Source organism: Nocardioides sp. BE266 (genome assembly GCF_031457855.1).
In the GTDB taxonomy this organism is placed as follows: Bacteria; Actinomycetota; Actinomycetes; order Propionibacteriales; family Nocardioidaceae; genus Nocardioides.
Genome location: NZ_JAURTI010000002.1, coordinates 812310 through 832915 on the forward strand (window position 1 = coordinate 812310; position 20606 = coordinate 832915).

Genomic DNA, 20606 nt, shown 5'->3' on the forward strand with positions numbered 1-20606 from the left:
TGCCTCATGCGCGCACGGAGCGAAGCGAGTACGTGCATGAGTATTCGGCTTCGGCCGCGGGACCTGGCCATCCTGGCCGCCGAGTCCCCCACGACGCCCATGCACAACGCCACGGTCGAGATCTTCGACCCGGGCGACTCGGGCTTCGACCACGACCGGCTGGTGCAGCTGATCGCCGACCGCATCGCCTTCGTCCCGCGCTACCGCCAGCGGCTCCAGCTGGTGCCCGGGCGGCTCGCCAACCCGGCCTGGGTCGACGACGAGAACTTCGACCTCGGCTTCCACGTACGACGCTCGGCGCTGCCGCGACCCGGCACGATGGACCAGCTGCGCGAGCTCGTCGCCCGCATCGCGTCCCGCCCGCTCGACCGCACCCGGCCGCTGTGGGAGTGCTACTTCGTCGAGGGCCTCGAGGGCGGCCGCGTCGCGCTGCTCACCAAGAGCCACCAGATCCTCGTCGACGGCCGCGAGACCGTCGACATCGGCCAGGTGCTGCTCGACACCTCACCCGACCGCTCCACGCTCGGGCACGACGACGACTGGCGCCCGCACCGCACGGCCGGCCCGGTGGCGGCCGCGCTCAACGCGGTGACCGACACGCTGGAGAGCCCACGCACCCTGTGGTCGACGACGCGCGCAAACGCCGAGGCGGTGGGCCGCCAGGCCAGCGCCACCGGCGCCCGGGTCGCCGAGGTCGCCAACGCGCTGGCCGGGCGTGGCCCGGTGCACTCGACCCCGGTCCACCGCCGGCTGTCGCAGCAGCGCCGCTTCCTCGCGATCCGCACCGAGCTGTCCGACTACCGCGCGATCCGTGAGGTCCACGGCGGCACGGTCAACGACGTCATCCTCGCCACGCTGGCCGGCGGCCTGCGCGGCTGGCTGATGACCCGCGCCGAGTCGATGGGCGGGCTGAAGACCATCAAGGCGATCGTGCCGATGTCGGTCATCGACGACGAGCTCGAGGCGACCTCGCTCGGCAGCCAGATCAAGGGCCACCTCGTGAACCTGCCGATCAGCGAGCCCAGCCCGGTGGTCCGGCTGCACCAGGTCAGCTACGACCTCAAGGCCCACCGCGACAACGGCCGCGCGGTCTCCGCACGCCGCCTGTCCGGGATCGCGGGCTTCGCGCCGACGACGTTCCACGCGCTCGGCTCGCGCCTCGCGGCCGCGGAGCTGCGCCACGGCTTCCACGTCTCGATCACCAACGTGCCGGGCCCGCAGTTCCCGCTCTACGCCGACGGCGCGCGGATGCTGGAGTCCTACCCGGTGCACCCGCTGCTGCCCGACCACCCGCTCGCCATCGGCGTGACGTCGTACGACGGCGGGGTGTTCTACGGCATCACCGCCGACCGCGACGCCGTACCCGACGCCGACACCCTCGGCCAGTGCGTGCTCGAGGCGCTCGACGAGCTCAAGGACTCCGCATCCGACACCCGCCCGCGCGCCCCGCGGGGCAGGGGCGGGTCGGGCCGGAAGGCACGCAGGTGACCCGCCGCTACCTCCCCAGCACCCTCACGCGCCTCGCGGACGAGTGGGAGGCCGACGGCCCCGAGGTCCTCGACCCGGTGGTCGCCGACGACGACGGCGAGGAGACCGAGTACGCCGCCCTGATGACCGCCGCGGACGCCTCGGCCGAGCTCCTGGCCGGGCTGCCGGACGGTCGGCGGCGACGTGTCGTGGTGGTGGCCGAGACCGCCACCGCGGAGGGTCCGATCACCTGGCGCGACGTGGTCGCGGTGCACGTCGACGACCGCGACGACGCGGATCCCGACGACGACCTGGCGTGGTGGGCCACGCAGGAGATCGGCGACCTGCTCGGCTCCCTCTGACGGCCACTTTGAGGCGCGTGCGCCTCTCTGACACGATCAGCCGCATGGACGCGATCACCTTTCCTCCGGCTCCCACCAACGAGCCGAACCTGACCTATGCCCCCGGGAGCGCGGAGCGGGAGACCCTCGTCGCCGAGCTGGCCCGGTTGGAGAAGAAGCAGCACTCCCTGCGCGCCGTGATCGGCGGCAAGCGACGCAACGGTGGCGGGGCGGAGATGAAGGTCGTCCAGCCCCACGACCACGCCCACGTGCTCGGCACGTTCAAGAACTCCACGACCAAGGACGCCGAGGCCGCGGTCAAGGCCGCCACAGACGCCGCGCCGGCGTGGCGCGCGATGCCGTTCGACGAGCGCTGCGCGATCATCCTCAAGGCCGCCGACCTGCTGGCCGGCCCGTGGCGCCAGACGCTCAACGCCGCCACCATGCTGGGCCAGTCGAAGACGGCCTTCCAGGCCGAGATCGACGCGGCGTGCGAGCTGATCGACTTCTGGCGGTTCAACGTCCACTACGCCAAGCAGATCCTCACCGACCAGCCGATCGCGAACAGCCCGGGCATCTGGAACCGCACCGACCACCGCCCGCTCGAGGGCTTCGTCTACGCGATCACGCCGTTCAACTTCACCGCGATCGCGGGCAACCTGCCCACCGCTCCGGCGCTGATGGGCAACACGGTCATCTGGAAGCCCTCGCCGACGCAGCAGCTGGCCGCGTCGCTGACGATGGAGCTGCTGGAGGAGGCCGGCATGCCGCCCGGCGTCATCAACATGCTGCCCGGTGACGGCCTCGACGTGTCGAAGGTGGCGCTCTCGCACCGCGACCTGGCCGGCATCCACTTCACCGGCTCCACCCCGACGTTCCAGCACCTGTGGCGCACGGTCGGGGAGAACATCTCCGGCTACCGCTCCTACCCGCGCATCGTGGGCGAGACCGGCGGCAAGGACTTCATCGTCGCCCACCCCTCGGCCGACCCCGACGTGCTGCGCGTGGCGATGATCCGCGGTGCGTTCGAGTTCCAGGGCCAGAAGTGCTCGGCGGCGTCGCGTGCCTACGTCCCGAAGTCGGTCTGGGCCAAGATCAAGGACCAGCTCATCGCCGACACCGAGGCGCTGACGATGGGTGACGTCACCGACCTGACCAACTTCATGGGTGCGGTGATCGACGACCGGGCGTTCGCCAAGCACAAGGCCGCGATCGCGCGGGCGAAGCGGCAGAAGCACCTCACCGTGCTCGCCGGCGGCCAGGTCGACGACTCGGTCGGCTACTTCGTGCGCCCGACGATCATCGAGTCGACCGATCCGACCGACCAGATGTTCTCCGACGAGTACTTCGGCCCGATCCTCGCCGTCCACGTCTACGACGACGACCGCTTCGAGAAGGTCGTCGACCAGATGGAGTCGTTCGCGCCCTACGCCCTCACCGGCGCGATCATCGCCCAGGACCGCGCTGCCATCGCGTGGGCCCGCAAGACGCTGCGCTTCGCGGCCGGCAACTTCTACGTCAACGACAAGCCGACCGGCGCGGTCGTGGGCCAGCAGCCCTTCGGCGGCGCGCGCGCCTCGGGCACCAACGACAAGGCCGGCGCCGCGGTCAACCTGCTGCGCTGGACCTCGCCGCGCTCCATCAAGGAGAACTTCGTGCCCCCGAAGGAGCACCTCTACCCGCACCAGGGCTGACCGGGTCGTCGTGCGGCGCGAGTCCGGCATGACGGTCAGATGACCGCCGCACGACCACCGATCACCTGGACGACGCCGGGTGAGAGGATCGAGCAGTGATCCCACTCCACATGGGTGCACTGCACCCCTTCGAGCAGGGGCTGACGCTCCTGCTGGCCTTCGGGCCGTTCGTGGTGCTCGGGATCGTGGTCTGGCTGCGCAGCCGCGAGCACATCGACGAGGACTAGCGCTTCAGCCACTCCACGCCGACGCGGTGCTCGATGTCGAGCGCCTCCTTGAACAGCCCGGCGACCAGCGACTCGATCTTGCCGCCGACCAGCGGGATCCGGACGCTGAGCACCAGGTCGACCTGCTCGGTCGTGGTGCCGCCGGACTCCACGAGCTCCATCGTGCCGACCGCCTCGCCGGGCTTGCCCGGGATGGAGAGCTCGACGTCGCAGCCCGTCGGGGAGGTCCAGGTCTCCTTCTGCACGATCACGATCTCGTCACCCACCAGCTTGGCCGCGAAGGACGGCAGGTCGGCCGACGAGCGGACCTGCTCGATCGTGACGAGGTCGCCGTCGATCGTCGCCGAGCCCCGCACGACCTTCTGCTGGCGCAGCACCTCCTCGCGGAAGGCCTGGTCGTCGAGCATCGCGGCCACGGCCTCGGCCGGGGCGTCGTACGTCAGCTGCTTGGTGAGCTTCGTGCTCATCGAACCACCGCATTCTGTGTCGTCGTCGTGTCGTCAATCAGGGTCGGACTGCCCGCCCATCATGGCCGAGATGCGGACGTGACGCGCGGGTAGGACCCTGTGTTGTGAGGCTCACACGACGGGTTCTAGGGTCGGAGCGTGGCGACGCCGGAGGAGACCAAGGACCAGCAGCTCGACGCAGCGACCGAGGAGCGCCCCGAGTGGGGTGACCTGCTCCGTGCCTACTACCGGCACGTGGCTCCGGAGGAGGTCGCAGAGCGCTCCCCGGAGGACCTGTTCGGCGCCCTGGCCTCGCACCGCGAGCTCGCCGCGTCGCGCCCACAGGGCACCGCGGCCGTCCGCGTCGTGACCCCGACGATCGCAGACGCCGGCTGGTCGGCGTCGGGCCGCTCGGTGGTCGAGGTCGTCACCGACGACATGCCGTTCCTCGTCGACTCGGTGGGCATGGAGCTCAGCCGCCTCGGCCACAACGTCCACGCGGTGATCCACCCGCAGTTCAACGTCGAGCGCGACATCACCGGCGAGCTCCAGCACGTCCACGCCCACGAGCCGCAGGCCGGCGACCAGGCCGGCACCGAGTCGTGGATGCACGTCGAGATCGACCGCACCGACGACGAGGAGGCCGCCGAGATCACGGCAGGGCTCCAGCGGGTGCTGCGCGACGTACGCGAGTCGGTCGAGGACTGGGACAAGATGCACGCCCAGGCGCTGGCCGTCGTCGCCGAGCTCGACGACAACCCGCCGCCGCTGCCGGCCCAGGAGGTCCGGCAGGGCCGCGACTTCCTGCGCTGGCTGGCCGACGACCACTTCACCTTCCTGGGCTACCGCGAGTACCAGCTCGAGGCCGAGGAGGGTGCGCCCGAGGAGTGCGGCCTGCGCGCCGTGCCCGGCTCGGGGCTCGGCATCCTGCGCCACGACCAGGACCTCTCGAGCGCCTTCGCCAAGCTGCCGCCGCTGGTGAAGGCCAAGGCGCGCGAGAAGACGCTGCTCGTGCTCGCGAAGGCCAACTCCCGCGCCACGGTGCACCGTCCGGCGTACCTCGACTACGTCGGCGTCAAGACGTTCGGCCCCGACGGAGAGGTCGTGGGGGAGCGCCGCTTCCTCGGCCTCTTCTCCAGCGCCGCCTACACCGAGTCGGTGACCCGGATCCCGGTGCTGCGCGAGAAGGTCACCGAGGTGATGAAGCGCGCCGAGTTCGACCCGCGCAGCCACGCTGGCAAGGCCCTCATGGACACGCTGGAGAACTACCCGCGCGACGAGCTCTTCCACACCTCGCCGGCCGACCTGGCGCCGGTCGTGCAGGACGTGATGTTCGCCCGCGAGCGTCGCCAGCTGCGCGCCTTCGTGCGCCGCGACACCTACGGCCGCTACGTCTCGATCCTCGTCTACCTCCCGCGCGACCGCTACAGCACCGCGGTGCGCGAGCGCTTCTCCGAGATCCTGCGCGACGACCTCGGCGGCGAGCACGTCGAGTTCACCGCCCGGGTCAACGAGTCGACGACCGCGCGCGTGCACTTCGTGGTCCACCCGCCCAAGGGCGGCCAGATCCCCGAGATCGACGTCCCCGAGCTCGAGCGCCGGCTGATCGAGGCGTCCCGCTCGTGGCGCGACGACTTCGTGGCAGCCGTGGTCAGCGAACACGGCGAGGACCGCGGCTCGCGGCTCGCCCGCGCCTGGGCCGACGCCTTCCCCGAGGCCTACAAGGAGGACTACGGGCCGCAGCGCGGCTCCGCCGACCTCGGCCGGATCGAGGCCATAGAGGGCGACGACGGCATCGACCTCGCGCTCTTCGACACCGACGAGAAGGCCGGCACCTACCGCCGCGGCGAGTCCCGGCTCAAGGTCTTCCGCGTCGGTGAGCCGCTCTCCCTGAGCAGCATGCTCCCGATGCTCACCTCGATGGGCGTGGAGGTCGTCGACGAGCGCCCGTACGAGCTCGCCGGCCTGTCGCGGCCGTCGTACATCTACGAGTTCGGGCTGCGCCACGGCCGGGTGCTGCCGCCGCACGAGCGGCAGCTGTTCGCCCAGGCGCTGCGCGCGGTCTGGGACGGCTACAACGAGATCGACGGCTTCAACCAGCTCGTGCTGGCGGCCGGGCTGACGTGGCGGCAGGCCACCGTGCTCCGGGCCTATGCCAAGTACCTCAAGCAGGGCAACTCGCCCTTCGCCCTCGACTACATCGAGGAGGCGCTCCGCAGCAACGTCGACATCACCCGGCTGCTCGTCGAGCTCTTCGAGTCGCGCTTCGACCCCGGCCGCAGCGACCGCGCGCTCGAGGCCGATGCCGAGGCGCGGGTGGCCAAGGTCGAGGCGATCGAGGAGCGGCTGGCGAAGGCCCTCGACGACGTGGTCAGCCTCGACCACGACCGCATCCTGCGCTCCTACCGCACGCTGATCCGAGCGACGCTGCGCACCAACTTCTTCCAGCGCACGGCCGAGGGCGAGGTCCACCCGTACATCTCGTTCAAGCTCGAGCCGTCGGCGATCCCCGACCTGCCCGAGCCGCGCCCGCGCTACGAGATCTTCGTCTACAGCCCGCGCGTCGAAGGCTCGCACCTGCGCTTCGGGCCGGTGGCCCGCGGCGGCCTGCGCTGGTCGGACCGACGCGACGACTTCCGCACCGAGGTGCTCGGCCTGGTCAAGGCGCAGATGGTGAAGAACACCGTCATCGTGCCGGTCGGCTCGAAGGGTGCGTTCTTCTGCAAGCAGCTGCCCGACCCGTCCGACCGCGACGCGTGGCTGGCCGAGGGCGTGGCCTGCTACAAGACCTTCATCTCCGGCCTGCTCGACATCACCGACAACCTCGTCGACGGCGAGACGGTGCCACCGCGCGACGTCGTACGCCACGACGGCGACGACTCCTACCTCGTCGTCGCCGCCGACAAGGGCACCGCGACGTTCTCCGACATCGCCAACGGCGTCGCGAAGGACTACGGCTTCTGGCTCGGCGACGCCTTCGCCTCCGGAGGCTCGGTCGGCTACGACCACAAGGCGATGGGCATCACCGCCAAGGGCGCGTGGGTCTCGGTGCAGCGCCACTTCCGCGAGATGGGCGTCGACTGCCAGGCCGAGGACTTCACCGCGGTCGGCATCGGCGACATGTCCGGCGACGTCTTCGGCAACGGCCTGCTCTGCTCCGAGCACACCCGGTTGGTGGCGGCGTTCGACCACCGCGACATCTTCCTCGACCCCGACCCGGACGCCGCGTCGTCGTACGCCGAGCGCCGCAGGCTCTTCGACCTGCCCCGCTCCAGCTGGAAGGACTACGACACCTCCCTGATCTCCGAGGGCGGTGGCGTGTGGCCGCGCTCGGCGAAGTCGATCCCGGTTTCCGCGCAGGCGCGCGCCGTGCTCGGCCTCGACGCCGGCGTCACCGCGATGACGCCCGCCGAGCTGATGAAGGCGATCCTGCTCGCCCCGGTGGACCTGCTCTGGAACGGCGGCATCGGCACCTACGTGAAGTCGTCGGAGGAGACCAACGCCGACGCGGGTGACAAGGCCAACGACGCGATCCGCGTCAACGGCGAGGACCTCCGCGCCAAGTGCATCGGCGAGGGCGGCAACCTGGGGTTCACCCAGCTGGGTCGCGTGGAGTACGCCCGCTACGGCGCCAACCGCGAGGGCGGTCGGATGAACACCGACTTCATCGACAACTCCGCCGGCGTCGACACCTCCGACCACGAGGTCAACATCAAGATCCTGCTCGACAAGGTCGTACGGGCCGGTGGGATGGACGAGCCCGCCCGCAACGAGCTGCTCGCGGAGATGACCGACGAGGTCGGCGCGCTCGTGCTGCGCGACAACTACGAGCAGAACCTCGCCCTCGCCAACGCCGAGGCGCACGCGCCCTCGCTGCTGCACGTGCACGAGGACTGGATGCGCGCGCTGGAGAAGCGCGGGGTGCTCAACCGCGACCTCGAGGGGCTGCCGTCCACCCGCCAGGTACGCCGTCGCCTCGACCGCAAGCAGGCGCTGTCAGGGCCCGAGCTGTCGGTGCTGATGGCGTGGACCAAGATCGTGCTCGCCGACGAGCTGGTCGAGTCCGACCTGCCCGACGACCCCTATCTGCGCGACGACCTGCTGGCCTACTTCCCGAGCCGGATGAAGCCCGAGCTCGAGACGGCGATGGAGGAGCACCCGTTGCGCCGCGAGATCATCGTGACCCAGGTGGTCAACGACCTGGTCAACGGCGCCGGCATGACCTTCTGGCCGCGACTGGCGGGGGAGACGGGGGCCAGCGCGGCCGACCTGACCCGCGCGAACTTCGTGGCGCGGGAGATCTTCGGCTCGCTGCAGCTGCGGCAGGAGATCGCGGCCCTCGACAACCAGGTGCCGGCCGAGCGGCAGACCCGGATGCGCATCGAGATGCGCACCCTGGTCGAGCGCGCCTCGCGCTGGTTGGTCACCACCCGGCGCCCGCCTCTCGACTCGGGTGCGACTGTCGAGTTCTTCCGCGAGCGGGTGCAGGCCGTGATGGCCGAGCTGCCGAGCATCATGAGCGGCCACGAGCTCGACGACTACGTCGCCCGCGCCGGCCGGCTCACGCACCAGGGCGTCTCCGACGACCTGGCCTCGCGGGTCGCGGTGCTGGCACCGGCCTACGCCCTGCTCGGCATCGTCGAGACCGCCGACCGGCTCGGTCTCGACCCGGTCGAGGTGGCCCGCGTGCACTTCGCGCTGGGCGAGCGCCTCGGCCTGCCGGCGCTGGTCGAGCGGATCTTCGCGCTGCCGCGCGACGACCGCTGGCAGACCATGGCCCGGGCCGCGGTGCGCGACGACCTCTACGGCGTGCACCAGCAGCTCACCGCGCAGGTGCTGGAGACCACCAGCGCCGACGACCCGGCACCGGCCCGCGTCGCCGCGTGGGAGAACTCCGACGAGGAGCTGGTCGGCCGCTCGGCCGCGACCCTCGAGGAGATCTGCCGCGAGGAGACCGCCGAGCTGGCCCGCCTGTCGGTCGGCCTGCGCGTGGTGCGCGGCCTGCTGTCCTGATGGCGGCCTGATGGGACTGCTCTGGGTCACGCCCCGGGCCCGGCTGCGCAGGCTGGCGGGCCGGGGCGGTCCCAGCCCGCTGGCCGGTCGGACGGTGCTGGTCACCGGGGCGAGCTCCGGCATCGGCGAGGCGACCGCGCTGCTGGTGGCCGCGCGTGGCGCCCACGTGGTGCTGGTCGCCCGGCGGGCCGACGAGCTCGCTCGGGTCCGCGCCTCGATCGAGGCCGCGGGCGGGCGCGCGTCGTCGTACACCTGCGACCTGACCGACCTCGACGCGATCGACGCGCTGGTGGAGCGGGTGCTCGCCGACGTCGGCACGGTCGACTACCTCGTCAACAACGCAGGCCGCTCGATCCGGCGCTCGCTGGACCTGTCCTACGACCGGTTCCACGACTTCGAGCGCACCATGGCGATCAACTACTTCGGTCCGTTGCGGCTGACCATGGGCCTGCTGCCGGCGATGCGCGCGCAGGGCTTCGGACACGTGGTCAACATCGTCACGTGGGGCGTGCAGATGAAGGCGCCCAAGTTCGCCGCCTACATCGCCTCCAAGACCGCGCTCGACACGTGGTCGCGCATCGCCGGCCGGGAGACGTACGACGACGGCGTCACGTTCACCAACATGAGGTTCTCCCTGGTCGCCACCGCGATGGTGGTGCCGACCGACGCCTACGACAACCGCACGAGCATGAGCGCCGAGCAGGCCGCCGCGAAGGTGGTGCGCGCGCTGGAGGACCGGCCGGTCACGTGGGACACCGTGCCGGGCCGCATCGGTGGTGTGGTCAACGTGGTCGCGCCGCGGCTCAGCGATGCGTTGATGGCGCGCTTCCACCGGTCGGTGCCGGACTCGGCGGCCGCCCGGGGTGCAACGCCTGAGGTCTCAGAACAGCAGTAGCGCGGCCACGATGCCGGCCGCGACGACGGCCCAGCGGAACGCGGCGTCGGGCAGCTTGCGACCCACGCGGGCGCCGACGTAGCCCCCGACGAGCGAGCCGGCAGCCAGCAGCGCGGCGACGTCCCAGCGCGGGTCGGCGACGACGACGAAGATCAGCCCGGCGACGATGTTGCCGACCATCAGCGACAGCGTCTTGAGGCCGTTGACGATGCGCAGCTCGAGGTCGGTGCCGATGCCGAGGACGGCCACCATCATCACGCCCGCACCGGCGCCGAAGTAGCCGCCGTAGACGCCGGTGATGGTCGCGAAGACCGTGGTGGCGGGGGACATGTGCCGCCGCTCGGCGAGGGCCTCGCCGTGCCGCTCCTCGTGGCGCGCCCGCAGCCAACGGGCGATGCGGGGCTGCACGCCGACCAGCAGGCAGGTGAAGAGGATGAGGAACGGCACGATCGCCTCGAAGACGCCGGGCGGCAGGCCCAGCAGGAGCGCGGCGCCGAGGACCGCGCCGAGCGCGCAGACGACGACGATCGCCTTCGCGACCGGGCCGGCCTCGCGCACCTCGTCGCGGTAGCCCAGCACGCCTCCGAGGCCGCCCGGGATCAGCCCGAGGGTGTTGGAGACGTTGGCGACCACGGGCGGCAGGCCCAGTCCCACGAGGACCGGGAAGCTGAGCAGCGAGGCGACGCCGACGGTGGACGAGAGCACGCCGGCACCGAATCCGGTCGCCAGGACCAGGACCGCGTCGAGTGCGGTCACGGCTGCTCGCGGAGGAGGGCGACGTCACTGACCATCGCCACGTGGGCGTGCATGGCCTCGGACGCCGCCTCGGGGTCGCCGGCGCGGATCGCCTCGGCGATCGCTCGGTGCCCGGCGAGGGAGTCCTGCGGGCGACCCGGCTGGCCGAGCGACTCGATGCGGGTCTCCTTGATGAGGTCGCCGATCTCGTCCATCAGCCGCGCGAGCAGCAGCGAGTGGGCGGCCGCGGTGACCGCGCCGTGGAAGCGCTCGTCGCCCTCGACACCGCGACCGCCGGCCTCGATGTCGGCCTCCATCGCGGCCAGGGCGTCGTCGATGCGGGCGAGGTCGTCGTCGGTGCGGCGGCTCGCCGCGAGGGCGGCGATCTTGGTCTCGAGCGCGTCGCGGGTCTCGATGACCTCCGGGAGCCGGTCGGCGTGGCTGCGGATCGCCTCGACGATGCGGGTCGCCTGCTGCTGGCGCGCGGTCACGACGGTGCCGTCGCCGTGGCGTACCTCCACCACGCCCACCACCTCGAGCGCGACGAGCGCCTGGCTGAGGGTCGCGCGGCTCACCCCGAGCCGTTGCGCGAGCTCGCGCTCGGGCGGCAGCTTGTCGCCGGCCTGCAGCCCGTTGTCGGCGATCCACGACGAGATCTGGCCGGCCACCTGCTCGTAGAGCCGGGTCCGCATCAGTCGCGGGGGGAAGGAGTCGGACATGGGGACACCCTATTGACTGGTGGCTCATTGTGCTATTGGCTAGGCCACTGAGCCAAGCATGTGGTGAGGGTCACCCCCGTCCCTCCGTGCCGGCTCGGACATCGACTCGGAGGTGGACCCATGGGTCCGGAATGGATTGCGATCCTCGCGCTGGTCGCCCTGTTCGTGGTGGGCACGCTGCTGCCCATCAACATGGGCGCCCTGGCCTACGTCGCGGCGTGGCTGGTGGGCATGTACTCACTGGGGCTCGACGAGAAGGAGATCCTCGCCGGCATCAGCGCCGACCTGGTGCTCACCCTGATCGGCGTCACCTATCTCTTCGCCATCGCCCGGCAGAACGGCACGGTCGACCTGATCGTCCGTACGGCGGTGGCGTCCGTGGGCGGTCGCGTGGCGCTGATCCCGTGGGTGATGTTCGCGGTCACCGCGGTCATCACCGCGATCGGCGCGGCCAGCCCGGCCGCGTGCGCGATCATCGGCCCGATCGCGCTGGGCTTCGCCGGCCGCTACGGCATCAGCCCGCTGATGATGGGCATGTTCGTCGTGCACGGCGCGCAGGCCGGCGGCTTCTCGCCGATCTCGATCTACGGCACGATCACCAACTCGGTCATGGAGGACGCCGGTCTCGGCGCCTCGCACCTGACCATCTTCTTCTCCAGCCTGGCCGTGAACACCGTGATGGCCGCAATCCTCTTCGTGGTGCTCGGCGGCCGGAAGCTGCTCACGCTGCGCATGGACGGCGACGGTGAGCTGGTCCAGGTCGGCGCGTCCACCGAGGGCGACGGCGGCCGGCGGGTGCACCCCGACCGCTCGGACGCCCGTTCGGCGACCGGAGCCACGCCCACGACCGGCACCCCCAACCCCGGTGACGCCGGCACGACCCTCGAGCACGTCCTCACCCTGATCGCCTTCCTCGCGGTCGCGGTCGTCGCCCTGGCCTTCGACAAGAACATCGGCTTCGCCGCGATCACCGCGGCGGTCGTGCTCTCGATCCTCACGCCGAAGGCCTACAAGGACACCGTCAAGCAGATCGCCTGGCCGACCGTCCTCCTCGTCGCCGGCGTCAGCACGTACGCCACGATCCTCACCACCGCGGGCTCCCCGGAGTTCGTCGGGAAGTGGGCCGCCGGGCTCGGTGCGGCCGCCATCGGCGCGTTGATCCTCTGCTACGTCGGCGGCGTCGTCTCGGCGTTCGCCTCCTCCACCGCGCTGCTGCCGGTGATCATCCCGATCGCGATCCCGCTCGTCGCCGAGGGCGGCCTGTCGGCCGGCTTCTTCGTCGCGGCGCTCGCGGTCAGCTCGACCATCGTCGACGTCAGCCCGTTCTCCACCAACGGCGCCCTGATGCTGGCCAACAAGCCGGACACGATCGACGAGAGCACCTACTACAAGCAGATCCTCGGCTACGCCACGATCGTCACCCTCGTCGGCCCGCTCCTCGTGTGGGCCGCCCTCGTCCTCCCTGGATGGTGAACCCATGACCGGACCCCTCTCCGACCTCCTCGTCGTCGACCTCACCCGCGCCCTCGCCGGGCCGCACGCCACCCAGATGCTGGGCGACCTCGGTGCCCGCGTGATCAAGGTGGAGGCGCCCGGCAGCGGCGACGACACCCGCGGCTGGGGGCCGCCGTTCGTCGGCGAGCCCGACGCGCGCCAGTCGACGTACTTCCTGTGCACCAACCGCAACAAGGAGTCCATCGCGCTCGACCTCAAGGACGAGGCCGACAAGGACGTCCTGCTCGGCCTGGTCGACCGCGCCGACGTGCTGGTGGAGAACTTCCGCACCGGCGTCCTCGAGCGGCTCGGCCTCGGCATCGAGGAGCTGATGCGCCGCAACCCGCGGCTCGTCGTCCTCTCGATCACCGGCTTCGGTCACGACGGGCCCGAGGGCGGGCGCGCGGGCTACGACCAGATCGCCCAGGGCGAGGCGGGCCTGATGTCGCTCACCGGCTCCGGGCCCGACGACCCGCAGCGCGTGGGCGTGCCGATCGCCGACCTGCTGTCCGGGATGTACGGCGCCTACGGCGTGCTCGCCGCGCTGCACGAGCGGCACGCCACCGGCAAGGGCACCGTCGTCCGCACCTCGCTGCTGGCCTCGGTCGTCGGCGTGCACGCCTTCCAGGGCACGCGCTGGACCGTGGCCGGCGAGGTCGGCCGGGCACAGGGCAACCACCACCCGTCCATCGCGCCCTACGGGCTCTTCCACTGCCGCGACGGCGCGGTGCAGATCGCGCTGGGCAGCGAGGGCCTCTGGAAGAAGTTCTGCGCGGGCTTCGGGCTCGACCCCGACGCCGCCGGGCTCGCCACCAACGGTGAGCGCGTGGGCAACCGTGACCGCGTGATCTCCGTCGTCGAGGAGGCCTTCGCCGACTGGGACTCCGAGCCGCTGCTCGCCCGGCTGGCCGAGGTCGGCGTGCCGGCAGGCAAGGTCCGCACCCTCGACGAGGTCTACGAGTGGGACCAGGTCGCCAGCCAGGGCCTGCTCCTCGACGTCGAGCACACGACGCTCGGCCACCTCACCCTTCCCGGCCCGCCGCTGCGGTTCTTCGACGCCGCCGGCACCGAGGTCACCCGCAAGGACCACTCGGCGCCCCCGTTGCTCGACGAGCACGCGGACGAGATCCGCGCGTGGGTCGGCGGAGGCGGCGCATGAGTACACCCCACGACGTTCTTCTCCTCCGCTGCGATCCCCCGAACAACGCCGCGGGGACCCCGTGATGAGTCAACGCTTCACGGCACGCGAGCTGCTCGACCTGGTGCTCGACGAGGGCACCTTCGCCTCGTGGGACGAGCCGGTCGACCTGTCGTACGCCGACCCCGACTACCGCGCCGCCCTCGAGGCCGCGGCCGCGAAGGCCGGCACCGACGAGTCCGTGCTGACCGGCCGGGGTGAGGTCCGCGGCCGTCCGGTGGCCGTGGTCGTCAACGAGTTCCGGTTCCTCGCCGGCTCGATCGGCAGGGTCGCGGCCGACCGGATCACCGCTGCCGTACGACGTGCCACGGCCGAGGGCCTTCCGCTGCTCGCCAGCACCGCTTCGGGCGGCACCCGGATGCAGGAGGGCACGCCCGCCTTCGTGCGGATGGCCGAGATCTCCCGCGCGCTGATGCACCACCGAGCCGCCGGGCTGCCCTACCTCGTGCACCTGCGGCACCCCACGACCGGCGGGGTCTACGCCTCGTGGGGCTCGCTCGGTCACGTGACCGTCGCCGAGCCCGGTGCGCTCGTCGGCTTCCTCGGCCCGAAGGTCTACGAGGGCCTCAACGGCCGGCCGTTCCGGCCGGGTGTCCAGGTCGCGGAGAACCTCGCCGCCGCCGGCGTGATCGACGGCGTCGTCGCGGCGGAACACCTCCCCGACATGGTCGACCAGGCGCTGGCCGTGCTCGTCGACGCGCCCGGCCCGGGCCGCCTGCCCGTGCGGGCGTCGCGCCCGATCGGCGACCGGACCGCGTGGGACAGCATCGAGCGCACGCGTCGTACGGACCGGGTGGGGGTGCGCGACCTGCTCGCCCACGGCGCCACCGGCACCCTCCAGCTGCGCGGCACCGACGAGGGCGAGCGCGACTCCAGCGTCTTCGTCGCGCTGACCCGCCTCGACGACCAGCCGTGCGTGGTGATCGGCCAGGACCGGTCGCGCCAGGTGCCCGGTCACGCGATGGGGCCCGGCGCGCTGCGCGAGGCACGGCGCGGGATGCGGCTCGCCGAGGAGCTCGGGCTGCCCCTGGTGAGCATCATCGACACCCCCGGCGCCGAGCTGTCGCCCGAGGCCGAGGAACGCGCCATCGCCGGCGAGATCGCCCGCTGCATCGCGACCCTGACCACGATGACCGCGCCCACGGTCTCGGTCATCCTCGGCCAGGGCTGCGGGGGAGGAGCGCTCGCCTTCCTGCCGGCGCAGTCGGTGATCGCCACCGAGCACGCCTGGTTGTCACCGCTGCCGCCGGAGGGCGCGAGCCTGATCGTGCACGGCGACGTCGACCACGCGGCCGAGATGGCGACCCGGCAGCGCGTCCGGGCCGCCGACCTGCTCGCCGACGGGGTCGTCCAGCACGTGGTGCCCGAGGTCGAGGGCGAGTCGCCCCGCGACCTCGCCGTCGCCGTGGCTGCCGAGATCGGCACCCGGCTGCGCGAGCTGTCGGGTCGTGCGCCGGTGGCCCACGCCTCCTGAGCCGTGCCACGATCGGGCATGGCCTCCGGAGCGCAGTCGCTGACCCTTCCCGACGGACGCGCGCTGGAGTTCCTGACCGGCGGCGACGAGGGCGGGTTCCCGCTCGCCTACCACTCCGGCACCCCGAGCGCCGCCGTCGTCGACCCGCTCATCTGGGCGGCTGCGGAGCGCGCGGGCCTGCACCTGGTGACGTACTCCCGGCCGGGGTACGGCGCCTCGACGCCGCGCCCGGTCCCGGACGCCTGGCCGGTGCCGATCGCCGCCGACGCCGACGACACGGCCGCCCTGCTCGACCACCTCGGGATGGGGGACTTCGTCACCCTCGGCTGGTCGGGCGGCGGGCCGCGCGCCCTGGCCTGCGCCGCGCTGCTCCCGGGGCGCTGCCGCGCGGCCGCGACGCTGGCCGGCGTCGCGCCCGCCGACTCGGCGGACTGGGCCGACGGCATGGGCGAGGAGAACGTGCGGGACTTCGAGGCCGCGCGCCAGGGCCGCGTGTCCTACGGACCGATCGCCGCCGAGCAGGCCGCCGACCTGGCGACGGTCACGGCGGCCGACATCGTGGCGTCCATGGGCGACCTCGTCGACGAGGTCGATGCCGCGGCGCTGTCCGACGAGATCGGCGCGTCGGTCGCGGCGTCGTTCAACCACGCCGTGGCCCAGGGCCCCGGCGGCATGGTCGAGGACACCCTCCAGATCGTGCAGCCGTGGGGCTTCGACCTCGCTTCCATCGCCGTACCGGTCGCGGTGTGGCAGGGCGCCCGCGACCGGATGGTGCCCTTCGCCCACGGTCAGTGGCTGGCCGACTCGATCCCCGGCGCCCGCGCCCACCTCTACGACGACGAGGGCCACATCTCCCTCGTCGCGAAGATCGACGAGATCCTCGCCGACCTGCGCGCGATCGCCGGGCTCTGACCGCGCGGGCGGTGCGTGAGGGGGATTCCGCGGCTCTCGAATCCCCCTCAGCCACCGCTCGACGGCATCTCGTACCCCGACTCGCCCACGGTCGGTGCGTGAGGGGGATTCCGCGGCGGTCGAATCCTCCTCACGCACCGCTCGGGCGGTGGACCACCCACATTCCGCACGTCGGAAAGGGAGGTGGATCACCGCCCACCGGCGTGGCGGCGCGAGTCCGCAGCTCGGGCGGTGGCCCACCCACATTTCGTACGTCGGAAGTGGAGGTGGATCACCGCCCACGGGCGTGGCGGTGCGAGTCCGCAGCCCGGCGGTGGCCCACCCACATTTCGTACGCTGAAAAGGGAGGTGGATCACCGCCCAGATACGGGCGGTCAGCTGGCCTTCTTGGCCGCCGTCTTCTTCGCGGCGGTCTTCTTGGCCGTCGACTTCTTGGCGGCAGCCTTCTTCGCCGGGGCCTTCTTGGCGGCCGACTTCTTGGCCGCGGTCTTCTTCGCAGGCTTCTCGTCGTCGGCCTCGTCGACCTCCTCGCCCCGGGCGGTCTTCGCCGCGGCGACGGACTTCTGGAGGGCGGCCAGCAGGTCGACGACCTCGCCGGAGGTCTTGGTGGAGGTCTCGGTGCGCTTGATCTCGCCGCCCTCGATCTTCGACTTCACCAGGGCCTCGACGGCACCGGCGTAGTCGTCCTCGAACTCGGTGGCGTCGAAGTCGCCGGCGAGCGTCTCGACGAGCATGTGGGCCATCCTCACCTCGGCCGGCTTGGCGTCGTCGACCTCGACCTTGAAGTCGGGCACGCGCACCTCGTCGGGCCACATCATCGTCTGGAGAACGATGACCTCGCCGGCCTCGGTCTCGCGCACCCGGAGCACGGCGATCGTGGTGCGCTGGCGCAGCGCCACGGTCACCACAGCCATCCGGTCGGCGTCCTTGAGAGCCTGGCGGAGCAGGGCGTAGGGCTTGGCGCCCTGGCCCTCGGGCTCGAGGTAGTAGGACTTCTCGAACAGCAGCGGGTCGATCTGCTCGCGGGGCACGAACTTCTCCACCGCGATCTCGCGCGACGACGTCGACGGCAGCTCGGCCATGTCGTCGTCGGTGAGGATGACCATCTCGCCGTCCTCGGTCTCGTAGCCCTTGGCGATGTCGGCGTAGGCCACCTCCTCGCCGTCGAGGGAGCAGACGCGCTGGTACTTGATCCGCCCGCCGTCCTTGGCGTGCACCTGCCGGAAGGACACGTCGTGGCTCTCGGTGGCGGCATAGAGCTTGACGGGGACGCTGACCAGGCCGAAGGAGACGGCACCCTTCCAGATCGCTCGCATGCCACGACGATAGCCGTCACATCAGACACACGTCTCCCTCCAGATGGGGGACCCGGGGATGCCAGACTGGCCCGCGTGCGCCCCATGCTCGCCAGCAAGACCGACCGCGTGCCGACCGGCGCGCAGTGGCTGCACGAGGTCAAGTGGGACGGCGTGCGCGTGCTGGTCGACGTACGTGACGGGGTGGCGCGGATGACCAGTCGCAACGACAACAACGTCACCGCCGCCTGGCCGGAGCTCAGCGACCCGCCCCTCGGCGACCGCGACATCATGGTGGACGGCGAGGTGATCGCCCTCAACGAGCGCGGGGTCCCGGACTTCCGCACCCTCCAGCACCGGATGCACCTGCGCAACGCCAAGGAGGTCGCGCGTCTGGTGAAGAGCGTGCCCGCCACGCTGATGGTCTTCGACCTGCTCCGGCTCGACGGCGAGGACCTCACCGGCCGGCCGCTCGAGGAGCGCCGTGCGCTGCTGGAGGAGCTGCCGCTCGCCGACTCGAGGTGGCAGGTCCCGGCGGCGTACGACGACGGCGACATGCTGTTCGCCGCCACCCTGCAGCAGGGGCTGGAGGGCGTGGTGAGCAAGCGCCGCACGTCGCGCTACCGCTTCGACCAGCGCAGCGAGGACTGGCGCAAGCTCGCCCACCGCCACCGCGGGTCGTTCGTCGTCGGCGGCTGGCGCCCCCAGGTCGGTACGACGAACCGGCTGGCCGCGCTGCTCGTCGGCGAGCAGACCGCCGACGGGCTCCTCTACCGCGGTCGCGTGGGCAGCGGGATCGCTGGCCTGACCAGCAAGAAGCTCGCCGACCTCCTCGCGCCGCTGACCAGCGAGACCAACCCGTTCGCCGACGAGGTGCCGCGCGTCGACGCCGAGGGCACGTTCTGGGTCGAGCCCCGCGTGGTCGTCGACATCGACACCCACGGCCTCGGCTACGAGCGCCTGCGCCAGCCGTCGTACCAGGGCGTGCGCACCGACCTGACTCCTGAGGACCTCTCGTGAAGACGCTCGCCACCCTCCTCGCCGCAGCGTGCCTCCTGGTGGCCGCACCCGCCGCCCACGCCGACAGCGTCACCCTCGGCGGCGTCCGCGTCGAGCTGCGCCCCGGCACGAGCCAGGTCGTCACCGTCGACCACACCCGCGGCGTGCGGGCCACGGTCTCGCTGTGGCGGCTCACCGACGCGGGCTGGAAGCGCGGGCTCACCACCCGCGACGGCCGCACCGGCTACGGCGGCCTGGTCGACGGTGACCGCCGCAGGCAGGGGAGCGGCACCACCCCGCTGGGCACCTACGGCCTCACCTCCACCTTCGGCACCCACGGCACCGACCCGCGCGCGGCGCTGCCGCACCACCGGATCCGCCGCGGCGACTTCTGGGTGCAGGACAACCGCTCGCCCTACTACAACCGGCTGCGCAACCAGCGCGACGGCGGCTTCCGCTGGTGGCTGCCGTCCTCCGACGCCAACTCCTCCGAGCGGCTGACGGACTTCCCACGGCCGTACGAGTGGTCGATCGTCACCGACTTCAACGTCGAGCAGGTGCGCCACCGCGGGTCGGGGATCTTCCTGCACGTCAACGGCCGGGGCGCGACCGCCGGCTGCGTGAGCGCGCCGCGACGTGTCATCCGGAAGCTGGTCACGGTGCTCGACCCCGCACGGGTCCCGGTCATCGGGATCGGTCGATGAGCCCGGCCGCACAGGAGGTCCAGGTCGACGTCGAGGGCCGCACCCTGACGATCAGCAACCTCGACAAGGTCCTCTACCCGCGCACCGGCACGACCAAGGGCGAGGTGCTGAACTACTACGCCCAGGTCTCCCCGGTGCTCCTGCCGCACCTGAAGGACCGCGCGGTCACCCGGATCCGCTGGCCCCACGGCGTCGAGAAGGCGAGCTTCTTCGAGAAGAACGCACCCGCCGGCACGCCGTCGTGGGTGCGTACGGCCGAGGTGCCCACCACCGGCTCGCGCACCGGCAAGGGGGACGGCACGCTGCGCTTCCCGATCTGCGACGACCTCGCCACCCTCACCTGGCTGGCCAACCTCGCCGCCCTCGAGCTGCACGTCCACCAGTGGACCGTCGAGCCCGACGGCACCCCACGCCACCCCGACCGCCTCGTCATCGACCTCGACCCGGGTGAGCCCGCCGGGCTCCACGAGTGCGCGCAGGTGGCACTGCTCGTCCGCGAGGCGCTCGCCGCGCGCGACCTGACCTGCACGCCGGTGACGAGCGGCAGCAAGGGCCTGCACCTGTACGCCCCGGTGGACGGCAGCCTCGACAGCGAAGGCACCACCGCCCTCGCGAAGGAGGTCGCGGAGGCCCTCCAGCAGGAGCACCCCGCCCTGGTGACGAGCGTGATGACCAAGGCCAAGCGGCCGGGCAAGGTCTTCCTCGACTGGTCGCAGAACTCCGGGTCCAAGACGACCGTGTCGCCGTACTCGCTCCGCGGTCGTGAGCGGCCCACGGTGGCCACCCCGCTGACCTGGGCCGAGGTCGAGGAGGGCGCCGAGGACGAGCTGGCGCTCGACCAGCTCACGATGGACGAGGTGCTCGAACGCGTGGCCGAGCTGGGTGACGTGTTCGAGGCGTGACCCGCCTGTTACCCGACCGGATGCCCGTTGCGCGACGGATTCCTGCCCGTTCCCGCCCGAAAGTCGTCGAATGGCGCTGAATTGCGCCCGA

General features: G+C 71.8%; 17 protein-coding genes. 13 read left to right on the forward strand and 4 right to left on the reverse strand.

All coding sequences use genetic code 11. The features are described 5' to 3' along the window. Nucleotides 1-36: 36 nt before the first annotated feature. The 4 genes from J2X46_RS08280 (at nucleotide 37) to J2X46_RS08295 (ending at nucleotide 3729) form a co-directional block, all read left to right on the forward strand. The gene (locus tag J2X46_RS08280) at nucleotides 37-1488 is read left to right on the forward strand and encodes a wax ester/triacylglycerol synthase family O-acyltransferase (protein ID WP_310249055.1); all 1452 of its coding nucleotides are present in this window, start codon (nucleotides 37-39) and stop codon (nucleotides 1486-1488) included. Further along, nucleotides 1485-1829 carry a DUF6912 family protein gene (locus tag J2X46_RS08285; RefSeq protein ID WP_310249056.1) on the forward strand — a complete coding sequence of 115 codons (345 nt, stop codon included), beginning with the start codon at nucleotides 1485-1487 and terminating at the stop codon, nucleotides 1827-1829. The genes J2X46_RS08280 and J2X46_RS08285 overlap by 4 nt, the downstream gene beginning before the upstream one ends. Before the next feature lie 44 nt (nucleotides 1830-1873). After that, nucleotides 1874-3502, forward strand: a complete 1629-nt coding sequence (gene pruA / locus J2X46_RS08290) for an L-glutamate gamma-semialdehyde dehydrogenase (RefSeq protein ID WP_310249058.1) — start codon at nucleotides 1874-1876, stop codon at nucleotides 3500-3502. A 95-nt stretch (nucleotides 3503-3597) separates the two neighbouring features. Next, nucleotides 3598-3729, forward strand: coding sequence for a hypothetical protein (locus tag J2X46_RS08295; protein ID WP_310249060.1), 132 nt, complete (start codon nucleotides 3598-3600; stop codon nucleotides 3727-3729). Here the strand turns inward: J2X46_RS08295 and J2X46_RS08300 are convergent. Further along, entirely contained in the window at nucleotides 3726-4196 is a 471-nt protein-coding gene (locus J2X46_RS08300; protein WP_310249061.1) for a DUF2505 domain-containing protein, read from the reverse strand. The genes J2X46_RS08295 and J2X46_RS08300 overlap by 4 nt on opposite strands. 138 nt (nucleotides 4197-4334) lie before the next feature. Here J2X46_RS08300 and J2X46_RS08305 point away from each other — a divergent pair, with 138 nt between their 5' ends. Continuing rightward, on the forward strand, nucleotides 4335-9188 hold the full coding sequence (locus tag J2X46_RS08305) for an NAD-glutamate dehydrogenase (protein WP_310249063.1): 4854 nt from the start codon (nucleotides 4335-4337) through the stop codon (nucleotides 9186-9188). Nucleotides 9189-9198: 10 nt separating this feature from the next. After that, on the forward strand, nucleotides 9199-10083 hold the full coding sequence (locus J2X46_RS08310) for an SDR family NAD(P)-dependent oxidoreductase (RefSeq protein ID WP_310249065.1): 885 nt from the start codon (nucleotides 9199-9201) through the stop codon (nucleotides 10081-10083). On the opposite strand, the gene J2X46_RS08315 is transcribed toward J2X46_RS08310, so the two are convergent. Together J2X46_RS08315 and J2X46_RS08320 are read right to left on the reverse strand one after the other, a co-directional pair. Further along, nucleotides 10069-10839: a sulfite exporter TauE/SafE family protein gene (locus J2X46_RS08315; protein WP_310249067.1), complete on the reverse strand. Its 771-nt coding sequence runs from the start codon at nucleotides 10837-10839 to the stop codon at nucleotides 10069-10071. The two genes, J2X46_RS08310 and J2X46_RS08315, sit on opposite strands and share 15 nt — an antisense overlap. Then, nucleotides 10836-11537, reverse strand: a complete 702-nt coding sequence (locus J2X46_RS08320) for a FadR/GntR family transcriptional regulator (RefSeq protein ID WP_310249069.1) — start codon at nucleotides 11535-11537, stop codon at nucleotides 10836-10838. Before J2X46_RS08320 ends, J2X46_RS08315 begins: the two co-directional genes overlap by 4 nt. Before the next feature lie 120 nt (nucleotides 11538-11657). On the opposite strand from J2X46_RS08320, the gene J2X46_RS08325 reads away from it, so the two are divergent. The 4 genes from J2X46_RS08325 to J2X46_RS08340 all read left to right on the forward strand — a co-directional run bounded on the left by J2X46_RS08325 (nucleotide 11658) and on the right by J2X46_RS08340 (nucleotide 16615). Then, on the forward strand, nucleotides 11658-13010 hold the full coding sequence (locus tag J2X46_RS08325) for an SLC13 family permease (protein ID WP_310249071.1): 1353 nt from the start codon (nucleotides 11658-11660) through the stop codon (nucleotides 13008-13010). A 4-nt stretch (nucleotides 13011-13014) separates the two neighbouring features. Next, on the forward strand, nucleotides 13015-14190 hold the full coding sequence (locus J2X46_RS08330) for a CoA transferase (RefSeq protein ID WP_310249073.1): 1176 nt from the start codon (nucleotides 13015-13017) through the stop codon (nucleotides 14188-14190). A gap of 64 nt (nucleotides 14191-14254) precedes the next feature. Further along, nucleotides 14255-15703 (forward strand): carboxyl transferase domain-containing protein, encoded by a 1449-nt coding sequence (locus J2X46_RS08335; protein WP_310249075.1) that lies wholly within the window; start codon nucleotides 14255-14257, stop codon nucleotides 15701-15703. Between the two features lie 18 nt (nucleotides 15704-15721). Beyond that, nucleotides 15722-16615, forward strand: a complete 894-nt coding sequence (locus tag J2X46_RS08340) for an alpha/beta hydrolase (protein WP_310249077.1) — start codon at nucleotides 15722-15724, stop codon at nucleotides 16613-16615. Nucleotides 16616-16989: 374 nt separating this feature from the next. On the opposite strand, the gene J2X46_RS08345 is transcribed toward J2X46_RS08340, so the two are convergent. Continuing rightward, complete coding sequence (locus J2X46_RS08345) at nucleotides 16990-17931, reverse strand: Ku protein (RefSeq protein WP_310249078.1); 942 nt, start codon at nucleotides 17929-17931, stop codon at nucleotides 16990-16992. 84 nt (nucleotides 17932-18015) lie between these two features. Between J2X46_RS08345 and ligD (J2X46_RS08350) the strand changes: the two genes are divergently transcribed. From ligD (J2X46_RS08350) to ligD (J2X46_RS08360), 3 genes are read left to right on the forward strand one after another with little or no spacing between them, the layout of a single operon-like run. Then, nucleotides 18016-18930 carry a non-homologous end-joining DNA ligase gene (gene ligD / locus J2X46_RS08350; protein ID WP_310249188.1) on the forward strand — a complete coding sequence of 305 codons (915 nt, stop codon included), beginning with the start codon at nucleotides 18016-18018 and terminating at the stop codon, nucleotides 18928-18930. Further along, a complete protein-coding gene (locus tag J2X46_RS08355; RefSeq protein WP_310249080.1) occupies nucleotides 18927-19613 on the forward strand; it encodes a L,D-transpeptidase family protein in 687 nt (228 codons plus the stop codon). The genes ligD (J2X46_RS08350) and J2X46_RS08355 overlap by 4 nt, the downstream gene beginning before the upstream one ends. Beyond that, nucleotides 19610-20515, forward strand: a complete 906-nt coding sequence (gene ligD / locus J2X46_RS08360) for a non-homologous end-joining DNA ligase (RefSeq protein ID WP_310249082.1) — start codon at nucleotides 19610-19612, stop codon at nucleotides 20513-20515. The genes J2X46_RS08355 and ligD (J2X46_RS08360) overlap by 4 nt, the downstream gene beginning before the upstream one ends. Nucleotides 20516-20606 lie beyond the last annotated feature (91 nt).